This window comes from Streptomyces lacrimifluminis (assembly GCF_014646095.1).
Classification (GTDB): domain Bacteria; phylum Actinomycetota; class Actinomycetes; order Streptomycetales; family Streptomycetaceae; genus Streptomyces; species Streptomyces lacrimifluminis.
This window is the reverse complement of record NZ_BMMU01000008.1, coordinates 68,660-81,564: the sequence shown is the minus strand read 5'-3', so window position 1 is coordinate 81,564 and position 12,905 is coordinate 68,660. Positions and strand designations below refer to the sequence as shown.

Here is a 12,905-nt window from a genome sequence, read left to right as displayed (position 1 = left end):
GCCTCTGAAAAGTAACGTCCCCTGTAAACGAACCGCCCCGACGGCACGGAAAGTGCCGCCGGGGCGATGCGTACGAGACGTGTGAAACGTCCGAGAACAGCGGAGCGATTAACGCTTGCTGTACTGCGGGGCCTTGCGGGCCTTCTTGAGACCGGCCTTCTTGCGCTCGACCGCACGGTCGTCGCGACGGAGGAAGCCGGCCTTCTTGAGGGCGCCACGGTTGTTGTCCACGTCGGCCTCGTTCAGCGCGCGGGCCACGCCGAGGCGCAGGGCGCCGGCCTGACCGGAGACACCGCCACCCGAGATACGGGCGACAACGTCGTAGCGGCCTTCGAGCTCGAGCACCTTGAAGGGCTCGTTGACTTCCTGCTGGTGCACCTTGTTGGGGAAGTAGTCCTCAAGGGTGCGACCGTTGATCTTCCACTTGCCGGTGCCCGGGACGATCCGGACGCGGGCGATGGCGTTCTTGCGACGGCCCAGGCCGGCGGCCGGCTGCGGGTCGCCGAAGCGGCCGTCCAGCGCCTCCGAGGTGTACTCGCCCTCGACTACGGGCGCCTCGGACTCGGTGGTGTAGCTCTCGACGTCGGCGTTCTCGAACTCGACGTCGGCAGTCTCGTCGAGCGGCTGCTCGACAGTGGTCTCGGCCACGATTCTCCTCAGAATTCTCTACGTCTTAGGGGGTGGCCGGAACTACTGCGCGACCTGGGTGATCTCGAACGGCACCGGCTGCTGGGCAGCGTGGGGGTGCTGGTCGCCCGAGTAGACCTTCAGCTTCGACAGGCACTGACGGCCCAGGGTGTTCTTGGGGATCATGCCCTTGATGGCCTTCTCGACGGCCTTCTCGGGGTTCTTCGCCAGAAGCTCGTCGTAACGGACGGAGCGCAGACCACCCGGGTAGCCGGAGTGGCGGTACGCCATCTTCTGGGTCTTCTTGTTGCCGGAGAGGTGCACCTTGTCGGCGTTGATGATGATGACGAAGTCACCAGCGTCGACGTGGGGCGCGTAAATCGGCTTGTGCTTGCCGCGCAGAATGTTCGCGGCAGTGGTGGCCAGACGGCCCAGGACGACATCCTGGGCGTCGATGACGTACCACTGGCGAGTGATGTCGCCGGGCTTAGGGCTGAACGTACGCACTTCGTAGCCTTCGCTTCTTCAGTGGATGGGTCCTGACACATGGCATCACTGAAGCGATCGTGCAGCTGGGGACGACAATGCCGGGAACGCTGCTGCCCGTATGCCGCCCACTGGAAACTGCTCCAGGGAACCTACGTAAGGGCCTCTCGCGTGAGAGCGACCAAGCCGATACGCATAACGAACGCCCAGGCTACCCGCGCTGCCCCGGACGGGTCAAAACGAGCCCGGCGGGCACCGGGCGAACGCAAGCGGACGGCCACGTGTGGAACCGCCCAACGACCGCCGCAAGGGACAGTACGGGCCGGTGTGTGAGAAACCCTCCTCAACCCCGACCGAACCCCGACAGAACCCCGACGACGTTGCCCCTGTGGCCCAGGAGAAGGCCCTGAGACGCATCGGCACAGGGGTTCACGGCGTCTAAGATGCGCGCATGAGCTTTGGGCAGGGGGGACCTCAGTGGGATCCCTGGAAACCGAATTCCCCGCAACAACCGTGGGACGACCAGAGCGGCCGGGCCCCGCAGCAGCCGTGGGGCGGCCAGGTCGGCGGCCAGGCCCCCGACTGGGCGGCGCTCGCCGAGGCGTCCGAGACCCGTAACAGACGCCGCAGACTCCTGCTGATCGTCGGGGCCGCGGTGGCCACCGTCGGCGTGGGCACGGCCGTCGCCATGGCCGTGGTCAACGCGGACGGCGACAGCCAGGCATCCAACAGACCGACCTCCGGCCTGCCCGCCACCGCGGACATCCCCAGCGACACCGCCTCGACGGTGCCGTCGTTCGCGCCGACGAGCGCGCCGCCGCCGCTGGATCCGAAGGACTTCATATCCAGTGCGAAGAAGGACACGGCGCCGCTGAACCCGGACATCCTCTTCCCCGGTACGCAGCTGACGATGGGCGAGCGCCTCTACAAGAAGGGTCCGACCGCCGACACCACGAACTGCGCGTCGGCCGCGAAGAACACCCTTCCGAAGATCCTCACGGACAACAGGTGCACGCGCTTCCTGCGCGTCACGTACAGCAAGGACGGCATCGCGGTGACGGTCGGCGTGGCCGTCTTCGACACCGAGGCGCAGGCCACGAAGGTCAAGGCCACGGCGGACAAGAAGAGCATCGTCGAGTCCCTGTCCGGCGGCGGCGTCCCGACCTTCTGCCGCGCGGCGATCTGCCGCTCGACGACCAACTCCTACGGCCGCTACGCCTACTTCACGATCGCCGGCTTCACCGACGGCAAGAACGTGACGACGAAGAGCACGGCGGTCTTCACCACGGGCGACGACCTGGGCGAGTTCGCCTTCCGCCAGATCAGACGCCGCGGCGAGGCCCAGGCTTCAGCAGCCAGCCAGTAGTGCACCCCGGGAGCCCCCCTCCCGCTCTCGATGGCCGACGATCCCTGATCGTCGGCCATCTCACGTCATGCACGTCTCAGCACGCTCAGCGCACTTCTCGGTGCACTTCGCCCCGCACCCGCCGAGCCAGCAGCTGCCGCCCGGCGAGCTGGTCGTCCGCCGGATAGGCGACCTCCTCCAGGGTCAGCCCGTACGGCCGTACGACGTGGACGGCGCTGTCACGCACCCGCGCGTCCAGCACCCGCCGCGGCCACTCCACCCCCCGGTGCCCATCGCCCACGAACAGCAGCGCGCCGACCATGGACCGCACCTGGTTGTGGCAGAAGGCGTCGGCGCGGACCTCGATCTCGACGATGCCGTCCAGCCGCCGGCGTACCCCGAAGCCGAGGATCTCCCGGACCGTCGACGCCCCCTCGCGCTTCTTCGCGTACGCGGCGAAGTCATGTTCTCCGACAAGCGACTTGGCCGCAGCGTCCATGGCGACGACGTCCAACTCCCAGTCGTGCCACAGCACATGATTGCGCAGCAACGGATCCACACCACCGACCCGATCACCGACCCGGTACACATAACGCCGCCACAGGGCGGCGAACCGCGCGTTGAACCCGGCCGGCGCCTCCACCGCACTCCACACCCGCACGTCTTTGCCGAGCCGCCCGGCAAGCCGCTTGAGCAGCTTCTCCTGGTGCTCGCCCCACAACTCCACCGGCAGATCGACATGGGCGACCTGCCCCCGCGCATGCACCCCGGCATCGGTACGCCCGGCCACGGTCAGCTCGTACATGGTCTCCCCGGACCGGGTCACCGTCCGCAGGGCGTCCTCGATCTCCCCCTGTACGGTCCTGCGGCCACCGGCCTGCTTGGCCCACCCGGAGAACGCGGTGCCGTCATAGGAAAGGTCCAGCCGCACCCGTACGAACCCGGGCGCTACGTCATCGCTCACACGGAGATCCTCTCAACAACACAAAAGCGGGCCCGCCCCTCGAAAGGAACGGACCCGCCTTTAGGGGCGCGGGGCTGTGTCGATTTGCGGCTACCGCCGCGTGGGCGCGAACAACCACGACGAAGCCGCAGCCGCCAACGAACAGTCCCCGGCAGAACGCTTACGCGTCCTTGGACTCCTCGGCGGGAGCCTTGGTGGTCTCGTCCGCGGCCGGAGCCGCGTCCTCGACGACCTCGTCGGACTTGGCCTCGACGGCCTCGTCCTTCTTGAGGGTGTCTTCCTTGACGGCACGCTTGGTCGCCGCCTCGGCCTCACCGGTGGCCTGCTGGGCCACGGTCAGGGCCTCCACCAGCTCGATGACAGCCATGGGCGCGTTGTCGCCACGACGGTTACCGATCTTGGTGATACGGGTGTAACCACCCGGGCGGTTCTCGTAGCGCGGGCCGATCTCGGTGAAGAGCGTGTGCACGATGCTCTTGTCCGTGATGACCTGGAGCACCTGACGGCGGTTGTGAAGGTCGCCCTTCTTCGCCTTGGTGACCAGACGCTCGGCGTACGGACGGAGCCGGCGCGCCTTCGCCTCGGTGGTCGTGATCTTGCCGTGCTCGAAGAGCGACTTCGCGAGGTTCGCGAGAAGCAGCTTCTCGTGCGCGGCACTGCCGCCCAGACGGGCACCCTTGGCGGGCTTCGGCATGATCTTTCTCCTTGTTGTCTGCCCCGGCCGTATCAGGTACCGAAGTCAGTATCCGAGCGGGCGGATGCCCGTCGAAGATCCGAGCTAAGCCCCGAAGGAGCGAGGCTCGGAAGGGGCGCGGGGAACTGCGCAAGCACAGCGCACCCGCACCCAAAATCAGATCGTGAGTACCGAGCTCTCAGTACTGCTCGGTCTCCACAAAGCCCGCGTCCACGTCGTCGTCGGCGCCAAAGGCATCAGCCGCGGCGGTCGGGTCGAACCCGGGAGGCGAGTCCTTGAGCGCAAGACCCATCCCCGCGAGTTTAGCCTTGACCTCGTCGATCGACTTCGCACCGAAGTTGCGGATGTCCAGCAGGTCCGCCTCGGAGCGGGCCACGAGCTCACCCACGGAGTGGATGCCCTCCCGCTTCAGGCAGTTGTACGACCGGACGGTGAGCTCCAGCTCCTCGATCGGCAGCGCGAGATCGGCGGCCAGCGCGGCATCCGTCGGGGACGGACCCATGTCGATGCCCTCGGCGTCGACGTTGAGCTCACGGGCGAGCCCGAACAGCTCCACGAGCGTCTTACCGGCCGACGCCATCGCGTCACGGGGACGCATGGCCTGCTTGGTCTCGACGTCGACGATCAGCTTGTCGAAGTCGGTGCGCTGCTCGACACGCGTGGCCTCGACCTTGTACGTGACCTTCAGAACCGGCGAGTAGATCGAGTCGACCGGAATACGCCCGATCTCCTGCCCCACCTGCTTGTTCTGCACAGCCGAGACATAGCCGCGACCGCGCTCGACGGTCAGCTCGATCTCCAGCTTGCCCTTGCCGTTGAGCGTGGCGAGGACGAGGTCGGGGTTGTGCACCTCGACACCGGCCGGCGGCGCGATGTCGGCGGCGGTGACGATGCCCGGGCCCTGCTTGCGCAGGTACATCACGACCGGCTCATCATGCTCGCTGCTGACGACCAGCCGCTTGATGTTGAGGATGAGGTCCGTGACGTCTTCCTTGACGCCCGGCACGGTGGTGAACTCGTGCAGAACGCCGTCGACACGGATGCTGGTGACAGCCGCACCCGGAATCGAGGACAGAAGAGTCCGGCGGAGGGAGTTACCGAGGGTGTAGCCGAATCCCGGCTCCAGCGGCTCGATGACGAACCGGGAGCGGAACTCGTCGACGACCTCTTCGGTCAACGAGGGACGCTGAGCGATCAGCATGTGGAGATCCTTCAGTCATGGACACCCGCTATTTGATGCCCGACTAGTAAGACAAGGGTACGGGCGATACAGCTCCAAGGAGCCATACCGCCCGAAACCTCAAACCGCCAAACGACAGCCGAACGTCAGATCAGACGCGACGGCGCTTGGGCGGACGGCAACCGTGCTCCGCCATGTGGGGGCTAACCCCCACACCCCCAGCCGAAAGCAGCCGAGCCACCCTGAACCGGTGCGTCAGACGCGACGGCGCTTGGGCGGACGGCAACCGTTGTGCGGGGTGGGGGTGACGTCCTGGATGGAGCCGACCTCAAGACCGGTCGCCTGAAGCGAACGGATGGCCGTCTCACGACCCGAGCCCGGGCCCTTGACGAAGACGTCAACCTTGCGCATGCCGTGCTCCTGCGCGCGACGGGCAGCCGACTCGGCGGCCATCTGCGCGGCGAAGGGGGTGGACTTGCGCGAGCCCTTGAAGCCGACGTGGCCGGCGGAGGCCCAGGAGATCACGTTGCCCGAGGGGTCGGTGATCGAGACGATCGTGTTGTTGAACGTGCTCTTGATGTGAGCGTGCCCGTGAGCGACGTTCTTCTTTTCCTTGCGGCGCACCTTCTTGGCAGCGCCCTGACGACCCTTGGGGGGCATCTACTACTCCTACGGGGAGGTGGTCGGTCCTACAGCGAAGACCGCTGATGAAGCGTTGTCCGCTGAGGACTACTTCTTGCCCGGCTTCTTCTTGCCGGCGATGGCGCGACGCGGGCCCTTGCGGGTACGAGCGTTCGTGCTGGTGCGCTGACCGTGGACGGGCAGGCCACGGCGGTGGCGAATACCCTGGTAGCAGCCGATCTCGATCTTCCGGCGAATGTCGCCCTGGATCTCGCGACGGAGGTCACCCTCGGTCTTGATGTTGGCGTCCACGTACTCGCGGATCGCGACGAGCTGCTCCTCGGAGAGGTCCCGAACACGGGTGTTCGGGTCGATGCCCGTCTCCGCCAGCGTCAGCTGGGAAAGGGTCCGGCCGATGCCGAACACATAGGTGAGGGCGACCTCCACACGCTTTTCACGCGGGATGTCAACACCGGAAACGCGTGCCATTCAATGGCTCCAGTTGTCGTTCGGAGGTCTTCCACAAAGCCGTTTCCCAGCCGCCGTATGAGGTACGAACTGGGTCCCCGGCCTCCGACCGGGGGTATCAGCTCCACTGAACGACGGTCGAACCGCGACCACCGAACTTCGGACCTGGGCCCTGCGTATGAACATGTACTGCTGCTCGCGTCGCGCGAATTTCTGCGGGTGCAGAAGGTGGGTCGTGCGTCAGCCCTGGCGCTGCTTGTGCCGCGGGTTCTCGCAGATGACCATGACCCGACCATGACGGCGGATCACCCTGCACTTGTCGCAGATCTTCTTGACGCTCGGCTTGACCTTCATGGGGTGAGGTTCTCCGGGTCAGTTGCCTGCGGCCCCGCTTGCACGGGACGTGGGCAAGATCTACTTGTATCGGTAGACGATGCGGCCACGCGTCAGGTCGTACGGAGACAGCTCCACCACGACCCGGTCGTCAGGGAGGATACGGATGTAGTGCATCCGCATCTTGCCGCTGATGTGTGCCAGGACCTGGTGGCCGTTCTGGAGCTCAACCTTGAACATTGCGTTCGGAAGAGACTCGACGACAGTGCCCTCGATCTCGATGGCACCTTGCTTCTTGGCCACGCTTCGCCCTTCGAATCGACTACCTTGATCGACTCCCTTGCGTCCCCCTAAGGGGCGCATGCGGACATGCGGGTGCACGAGAGCCGACGAGTCAGTCTACGTCAGCACACCCGGAAAGACGAATCGAGGAAGGATGCCCCGCAGCCGTGATCCTTAACCCGCCCGGCCCCCCACAGGCCCCGAAGCGGACTACAGCGGACACAAGGCACAGGGCAGACACACTCCCTGCCGAACCCCAGGCCCGACACGAGCAACCGGAACCCCGGCCGAGGACGCAGGACACGCACCCCGGAGCCCCAACGCCAGAAAACCCAGCACCCGCCGGAAGCCAGTGGCCAGCGCCCTGTTGTGGGGTCGCAGGACAACAGCTCCCACCGACCTCCAACAAGCAAAGCCCCAGGCCGGGCGCCACGGCTCAGGGAAACAACCCCAGGCGGGATACAGGGGAAGCAAGTCCCCACCGGCCACCAGGGGGCGCAGGTCCACAGCTCCCACCAGCACCCAGAGGCAAAGCCCCAGGCCGGACACCACCGGGGGAAAGGGCACAGCCCCAAGGAGAGGTGAAGCCGCAGACGCCCCAGAGACGCAGCCCCAGGCAGGGCACAGGGGACGCAGCCTCCCGCCGAGCACCAGGGACAGCACGGTTCCCGCCAGGGGCCGGAGGCGAAGGCTCGGGCCGGACACCACCCGGGGGAAGGGCGGAGCCCCAAGCAGGGTGAAGCCACCAACGCCCCAAGACAGAGCACCAAACGAGGTGCAGAGTACGCAGCCCCCGCCAGAATGCAGACTCCGCCGCCCCAAGCGGGGTGCAGGGGACACAGTCCCCGCCGGGGGCCAGGGGGCAGCGCCCCCTGGTGGGGTCGAAGGGGCGGAGCCCCTGGGGATGGGACGGGTAGGGGCGGCGGGGGCGAGGAAAGCCCTACGCCAGCGGATCCGGCGCCGCAGTCACCCCAAGCTCCGCCAACTTCGCCTTCCCCCCGTCGGGAGACGTCAGCACCAACGGCCCCGCCTCAGTCAACGCCACCGAATGCTCCCAGTGCGACGACCACGTCCCGTCCGTCGTGATGACCGTCCAGTCGTCCGCAAGAACCTCGGTCCTCGGCGTGCCCAGCGACACCATCGGCTCGATGGCGAGACAGAAGCCGGGGACCAGCTTCGGCCCCTTCCCCCGCTTGCGCTCGACGTAGTTCAGCAGATGCGGGTCCATGTGCATCTCGGTCCCGATGCCATGCCCGCCGTAGTCCTCGATGATCCCGTACCGCCCGCCCCCCGCCCTGGGCTGACGACGGATGTACGTCTCGATCGCACGCGAGATGTCGACCAGCCGGTTCCCCAGCTTCATCGCGGCGATCCCCGCCCACATCGACTCCTCCGTCACCCGCGACAGCTCGATCAGCTCCGGAGCGTGCCCCGACCCCACGAACGCCGTGTACGCCGCGTCCCCGTGCCAGCCGTCGATGATCGCGCCGCAGTCGATGGAGATGATGTCCCCGTCCTTCAGCACGACCTCGTCGGACGGGATGCCGTGGACGACGACCTCGTTGACGGAGGTGCAGATCGTCGCCGGGAACCCGCCGTACCCCAGGAAGTTCGGCTTCGCGTTGTGCTCCGCGAGCACCTTCCGCGCGACCTCGTCCAGATCCTTCGTACTGGCGCCCGGCACGGCCGCCTCACGAGTGGCCGCGTGGATGGCGGCGACGACAAGCCCCGCCTCGCGCATCTTGGCGATCTGCTCGGGGGTCTTGATCTGCACCATGGGAACTACGGCCTTTCCTGAACCGATCAGTCTGGGAACCGAACGAACACACAACAAGCCAACGATACGGCGACCCGCCCCCACGCAGCAGCCGCGGTCCCCTGAGAGGAAACCGCGGCTGTCCTACGTACTGACAAGCACCAACCACCAAGCACCTAGGCACTAAGGCACTAAGGCACTAAGGCACTGACCAAAGGACTACTCGCCCTCGCCGTCACCCTTCAGCGCGGCCATCGCCTTGCCTGTGACGTCCTCCACCTTGCCCAGCGCCGAGATCGTCACCACGAGGCCCTGGGCCTTGTAGTAGTCGATGATCGGCTCGGTCTGGGTGTGGTAGACCTCCAGCCGCTTGCGGACCGTCTCCTCGGAGTCGTCGTCCCGCTGGTACAGCTCGCCGCCGCAGGTGTCACAGACACCCTCGGCCTTCGGCGCCTGGTACGTGACGTGGAAGACGTGCGCCGAGTCGTTACGGCAGATGCGGCGGCCGGCGATGCGCTTGACCACCTCGTCCTCGGGGACCTCCAGGTCGAGGACCGCGTCCAGCTTCATGGACTCGGCCTTCAGCATCTCGTCCAGCGCCTCGGCCTGCGAGACGTTCCGCGGGAAGCCGTCCAGCAGAAAGCCGTTCACCGCGTCGGACTGCTCCATGCGGTCCTTGGCCATCGCGATCGTGACCTCGTCCGGCACCAGGTTGCCCGCGTCCATGTAGGACTTCGCGAGTTTCCCGAGTTCCGTCTGCTTGCTGATGTTGGCCCGGAAGAGGTCGCCCGTGGAGATGTGCGGGATCGACAGGTTCTTGGCGAGGAACGCGGCCTGCGTTCCCTTCCCGGCACCAGGCGGCCCGACGAGGACGATTCGCATCAGCGGAGGAACCCTTCGTAATTGCGCTGCTGGAGCTGGCTCTCAATCTGCTTCACGGTCTCAAGACCGACACCCACGATGATGAGGATGCTGGTCCCGCCGAACGGGAAGTTCTGGTTTGCCCCGAAACCTACCAACGCCATCGTCGGTACGAGAGCGATCAGACCCAGGTACAGCGAACCCGGCCAGGTGATCCGGTTGAGTACGTAACTCAGGTACTCAGCAGTGGGCCGGCCAGCCCGGATGCCCGGGATGAAGCCACCATACTTCTTCATGTTGTCGGCTACTTCTTCGGGGTTGAAGGAGATGGCGACGTAGAAGAACGCGAAGAAAACGATCAGCAAGAAGTACGTGGTGATGTAAATCGGGTGGTCACCCTTGGTCAGGTTCGCCTCGATCCACGTCTTCCAGCCGGACGTGCCCCCGGAGAACTGCGCGACCAGCGCGGGGATGTAGAGCAGCGACGAGGCAAAGATCACAGGGATGATGCCGGCCTGGTTGACCTTGAGCGGGATGTACGTCGACGTGCCGCCGTAGGACCGGCGGCCGATCATGCGCTTCGCGTACTGGACCGGGATCCGGCGCTGCGCCTGCTCGACGAAGACCACCAGCGCGACCATGACGAGGCCGACGGCGATGACCGTGCCGAACTCGATCCAGCCGTCCGCCAGGTCACCCTGGGTCTTGATGGCCCACAGCGCCGACGGGAAGGTCGCGGCGATGGAGATGAACATCAGGATGGACATGCCGTTGCCGATACCACGGTCGGTGATGAGCTCACCGAGCCACATGACGACGGCCGTACCGGCGGTCATGGTGACGACCATGGTGACGGTCACGAAGATCGACTGGTCCGGGACGATCTCGCTCGCGACCGTGCAGCCGCTGAAGAGCGCACCGCTGCGCGCGGTGGCGACGAGACCGGTGCCCTGGAGGATGGCGAGCGCCACTGTCAGGTAACGGGTGTACTGCGTGATCTTCGCTGTGCCCGCCTGGCCCTCCTTCTTGAGGGCTTCCAGACGCGGGATCACCACCGTCAGCAGCTGCAGGATGATGCTCGCCGTGATGTACGGCATGATGCCCAGCGCGAAGATCGTGATCTGCAGCAGCGCCCCGCCGCTGAACATGTTCACCAGACCGAACAGGCCCTGGCTTCCATCCTTCGAGACGGCGTCGATACACGTCTGGACGTTCTGATAGTCGACACCTGGGATCGGGATGTGCGTACCCACCCGATAGACCACGATGATGCCGAGCGTGAAGAGCAGCTTCTTGCGCAGGTCGGGCGTCTTGAACGCCCGGGCGAACGCGGTGAGCACGGTGCCTCCTGCGACCCCCGCGCTACTGCGTAGAGGTGACGGTTTTGAGGTTCGACGAATACGTTGACAGATAACTAACAGCCAAGAGGCGTCCGGAGTTCCTCGCGAACACAACGGACTCAACTTGACAGTGCTGGCCACCTTACCGGCGACCATGCTTCCTAGGAACGACCAACCGGGGATACCCCATTTGTGGGGTATCCCCGGCAGGGATCGCTCAAGTCATCGAGACGCCTGTGGTGTTCAGAGCAGCTCGGTGACGGTACCGCCGGCGGCGGTGATCTTCTCCTTGGCGGAGCCGGAGACGGCGTCGACCGTCACCTGCAGCGCCACGGAGATCTCGCCCTGGCCGAGGACCTTGACGAGGCTGTTCTTGCGAACGGCACCCTTGGCGACGAGACCCTCGACGGTGACCTCGCCACCCTCCGGGTACAGCGCGCCCAGCTTGTCGAGGTTCACGACCTGGTACTCGGTCTTGAACGGGTTCTTGAAGCCCTTGAGCTTCGGGAGACGCATGTGGAGGGGCATCTGGCCACCCTCGAAGCGCTCCGGAACCTGGTAACGAGCCTTCGTGCCCTTGGTACCACGTCCAGCCGTCTTACCCTTCGACGCCTCACCACGACCCACACGGGTCTTGGCGGTCTTGGCGCCCGGGGCAGGACGGAGGTTGTGGATCTTGAGCGGGTTGTTCTCCGCCATGATCAGTCGACCTCCTCAACCGTCACGAGGTGGCGGACGGTGTGAACCATTCCGCGGAACTCGGGGCGGTCCTCCTTGACGACCACGGTGTTGATCCCCTTGAGACCAAGGGACCGCAGGGTGTCACGGTGGTTCTGCTTGCTGCCGATGTACGACTTCGTCTGCGTGACCTTGAGGCGAGCCATTACGCACCCGCTCCCGCACGCGCACGGAGCAGAGCCGCGGGGGCGACGTCCTCGAGGGGCAGACCACGGCGAGCCGCGATCTCCTCGGGACGCTGCAGGCCCTTGAGGGCCGCCACGGTCGCGTGCACGATGTTGATCGCGTTGGACGAGCCGAGCGACTTCGACAGGATGTCGTGAACGCCGGCGCACTCGAGGACAGCACGCACCGGGCCACCGGCGATAACGCCGGTACCGGGGGAAGCAGGCTTGAGCAGGACGACGCCCGCGGCCTTCTCGCCCGTGATCGGGTGCGGGATGGTGCCCTGGATACGGGGGACCTTGAAGAAGTGCTTCTTGGCCTCTTCAACACCCTTGGCGATCGCGGCCGGCACCTCCTTGGCCTTGCCGTAACCGACACCGACGGTGCCATCGCCATCGCCCACTACGACGAGCGCAGTGAAGCTGAAGCGACGACCACCCTTCACAACCTTGGCGACGCGGTTGATCGCGACAACGCGCTCAACGTACGCGGTCTTCTCGGCGGCAGCAGCGCCGCCGTCACGGCCCTTCCGGTCCCGCCGCTCGCCGCCACCGGCACCGCTTCCGCGGCGCTGGGGTCCAGCCATTGGATTACCTCTCTCTTTTTCCGCTAGCTACGCTGCGCTGCGACGGTTAAGTCGCGAGCGCGACGGGCGGCTCAGAACTTGAGCCCGGCTTCGCGGGCGGCGTCGGCCAGGGCGGCGATACGCCCGGCGTACCGGCTGCCACCACGGTCGAACACGACGGCCTCGACACCTGCGGCCTTGGCACGCTCGGCGACGAGTGCGCCGACCTTGCCTGCCTGCGCCGACTTGTCTTCGCCCTCGTTACCGCGGATCGAAGCGTCCAGGGTCGACGCCGACGCCAGGGTGTGACCCTGGATGTCGTCGATCACCTGGGCCACGATGTGGCGGTTCGAGCGGGTGACAACCAGGCGGGGACGCTCAGCCGTTCCGTTGACCTTCTTACGGATCCGGATGTGACGCCGCTTGATGGCAGCACGCTTGTAAGCGTCGCCCTTAGCGATCTTCGTACCGTATGCCATG

At 66.0% G+C, this 12,905-nt stretch carries 17 protein-coding genes; 1 reads left to right on the top strand and 16 read right to left on the bottom strand.

From position 1 onward, the window contains the following. Nucleotides 1–108: 108 nt before the first annotated feature. Both rpsI and rplM read right to left on the bottom strand, forming a co-directional pair. On the bottom strand, nucleotides 109–648 hold the full coding sequence (gene rpsI / locus IEY89_RS14520; RefSeq protein WP_189147790.1) for a 30S ribosomal protein S9: 540 nt from the start codon (nucleotides 646–648) through the stop codon (nucleotides 109–111). A 42-nt stretch (nucleotides 649–690) separates the two neighbouring features. Continuing rightward, nucleotides 691–1,134: a 50S ribosomal protein L13 gene (gene rplM / locus IEY89_RS14515; RefSeq protein WP_006376008.1), complete on the bottom strand. Its 444-nt coding sequence runs from the start codon at nucleotides 1,132–1,134 to the stop codon at nucleotides 691–693. Between the two features lie 430 nt (nucleotides 1,135–1,564). On the opposite strand from rplM, the gene IEY89_RS14510 reads away from it, so the two are divergent. Then, nucleotides 1,565–2,479 (top strand): hypothetical protein, encoded by a 915-nt coding sequence (locus tag IEY89_RS14510; RefSeq protein ID WP_189147789.1) that lies wholly within the window; start codon nucleotides 1,565–1,567, stop codon nucleotides 2,477–2,479. Between the two features lie 85 nt (nucleotides 2,480–2,564). Here IEY89_RS14510 and truA read toward each other — a convergent pair whose 3' ends face one another. The 14 genes from truA to rplR all read right to left on the bottom strand — a co-directional run bounded on the left by truA (nucleotide 2,565) and on the right by rplR (nucleotide 12,904). After that, nucleotides 2,565–3,422 (bottom strand): tRNA pseudouridine(38-40) synthase TruA, encoded by an 858-nt coding sequence (truA, locus tag IEY89_RS14505; protein ID WP_189147788.1) that lies wholly within the window; start codon nucleotides 3,420–3,422, stop codon nucleotides 2,565–2,567. A gap of 160 nt (nucleotides 3,423–3,582) precedes the next feature. Further along, a complete protein-coding gene (rplQ, locus tag IEY89_RS14500; RefSeq protein ID WP_189147787.1) occupies nucleotides 3,583–4,116 on the bottom strand; it encodes a 50S ribosomal protein L17 in 534 nt (177 codons plus the stop codon). Between the two features lie 178 nt (nucleotides 4,117–4,294). Beyond that, complete coding sequence (locus IEY89_RS14495) at nucleotides 4,295–5,317, bottom strand: DNA-directed RNA polymerase subunit alpha (protein ID WP_189147786.1); 1,023 nt, start codon at nucleotides 5,315–5,317, stop codon at nucleotides 4,295–4,297. 234 nt (nucleotides 5,318–5,551) lie between these two features. Continuing rightward, a complete protein-coding gene (rpsK, locus tag IEY89_RS14490) occupies nucleotides 5,552–5,956 on the bottom strand; it encodes a 30S ribosomal protein S11 (protein WP_003956432.1) in 405 nt (134 codons plus the stop codon). Between the two features lie 69 nt (nucleotides 5,957–6,025). Continuing rightward, nucleotides 6,026–6,406, bottom strand: a complete 381-nt coding sequence (rpsM, locus tag IEY89_RS14485; protein WP_006376031.1) for a 30S ribosomal protein S13 — start codon at nucleotides 6,404–6,406, stop codon at nucleotides 6,026–6,028. 219 nt (nucleotides 6,407–6,625) lie between these two features. Next, entirely contained in the window at nucleotides 6,626–6,739 is a 114-nt protein-coding gene (gene rpmJ, locus IEY89_RS14480) for a 50S ribosomal protein L36 (RefSeq protein WP_003998809.1), read from the bottom strand. A gap of 60 nt (nucleotides 6,740–6,799) precedes the next feature. Next, complete coding sequence (infA, locus tag IEY89_RS14475; RefSeq protein ID WP_003948620.1) at nucleotides 6,800–7,021, bottom strand: translation initiation factor IF-1; 222 nt, start codon at nucleotides 7,019–7,021, stop codon at nucleotides 6,800–6,802. 919 nt (nucleotides 7,022–7,940) lie between these two features. Continuing rightward, complete coding sequence (gene map, locus IEY89_RS14470; protein WP_189147785.1) at nucleotides 7,941–8,777, bottom strand: type I methionyl aminopeptidase; 837 nt, start codon at nucleotides 8,775–8,777, stop codon at nucleotides 7,941–7,943. Nucleotides 8,778–8,975: 198 nt separating this feature from the next. Beyond that, the gene (locus IEY89_RS14465) at nucleotides 8,976–9,638 is read right to left on the bottom strand and encodes an adenylate kinase (protein ID WP_189147784.1); all 663 of its coding nucleotides are present in this window, start codon (nucleotides 9,636–9,638) and stop codon (nucleotides 8,976–8,978) included. Further along, the gene (gene secY / locus IEY89_RS14460; protein WP_189147949.1) at nucleotides 9,638–10,957 is read right to left on the bottom strand and encodes a preprotein translocase subunit SecY; all 1,320 of its coding nucleotides are present in this window, start codon (nucleotides 10,955–10,957) and stop codon (nucleotides 9,638–9,640) included. Before secY ends, IEY89_RS14465 begins: the two co-directional genes overlap by 1 nt. A 243-nt stretch (nucleotides 10,958–11,200) precedes the next feature. Beyond that, nucleotides 11,201–11,656: a 50S ribosomal protein L15 gene (gene rplO, locus IEY89_RS14455; RefSeq protein WP_067437940.1), complete on the bottom strand. Its 456-nt coding sequence runs from the start codon at nucleotides 11,654–11,656 to the stop codon at nucleotides 11,201–11,203. 2 nt (nucleotides 11,657–11,658) lie between these two features. Beyond that, nucleotides 11,659–11,841, bottom strand: coding sequence for a 50S ribosomal protein L30 (gene rpmD / locus IEY89_RS14450; RefSeq protein ID WP_006376032.1), 183 nt, complete (start codon nucleotides 11,839–11,841; stop codon nucleotides 11,659–11,661). Then, on the bottom strand, nucleotides 11,841–12,446 hold the full coding sequence (rpsE, locus tag IEY89_RS14445; protein WP_006376045.1) for a 30S ribosomal protein S5: 606 nt from the start codon (nucleotides 12,444–12,446) through the stop codon (nucleotides 11,841–11,843). The genes rpmD and rpsE overlap by 1 nt, the downstream gene beginning before the upstream one ends. A 71-nt stretch (nucleotides 12,447–12,517) precedes the next feature. Further along, complete coding sequence (rplR, locus tag IEY89_RS14440; protein ID WP_053746342.1) at nucleotides 12,518–12,904, bottom strand: 50S ribosomal protein L18; 387 nt, start codon at nucleotides 12,902–12,904, stop codon at nucleotides 12,518–12,520. Nucleotide 12,905 lies beyond the last annotated feature (1 nt).

Coding starts and splice junctions, on each gene's coding strand:
- IEY89_RS14510 (WP_189147789.1), top strand. CDS start 1,565: ATGAGCTTTGGGCAGGGGGGACCTCAGTGGGATCCCTGGAAACCGAAT.
- rplQ (WP_189147787.1), bottom strand. CDS start 4,116: ATGCCGAAGCCCGCCAAGGGTGCCCGTCTGGGCGGCAGTGCCGCGCAC.
- IEY89_RS14495 (WP_189147786.1), bottom strand. CDS start 5,317: ATGCTGATCGCTCAGCGTCCCTCGTTGACCGAAGAGGTCGTCGACGAG.
- rpsK (WP_003956432.1), bottom strand. CDS start 5,956: ATGCCCCCCAAGGGTCGTCAGGGCGCTGCCAAGAAGGTGCGCCGCAAG.
- rpsM (WP_006376031.1), bottom strand. CDS start 6,406: ATGGCACGCGTTTCCGGTGTTGACATCCCGCGTGAAAAGCGTGTGGAG.
- rpmJ (WP_003998809.1), bottom strand. CDS start 6,739: ATGAAGGTCAAGCCGAGCGTCAAGAAGATCTGCGACAAGTGCAGGGTG.
- map (WP_189147785.1), bottom strand. CDS start 8,777: ATGGTGCAGATCAAGACCCCCGAGCAGATCGCCAAGATGCGCGAGGCG.
- IEY89_RS14465 (WP_189147784.1), bottom strand. CDS start 9,638: ATGCGAATCGTCCTCGTCGGGCCGCCTGGTGCCGGGAAGGGAACGCAG.
- rplO (WP_067437940.1), bottom strand. CDS start 11,656: ATGGCGGAGAACAACCCGCTCAAGATCCACAACCTCCGTCCTGCCCCG.
- rpmD (WP_006376032.1), bottom strand. CDS start 11,841: ATGGCTCGCCTCAAGGTCACGCAGACGAAGTCGTACATCGGCAGCAAG.
- rpsE (WP_006376045.1), bottom strand. CDS start 12,446: ATGGCTGGACCCCAGCGCCGCGGAAGCGGTGCCGGTGGCGGCGAGCGG.
- rplR (WP_053746342.1), bottom strand. CDS start 12,904: ATGGCATACGGTACGAAGATCGCTAAGGGCGACGCTTACAAGCGTGCT.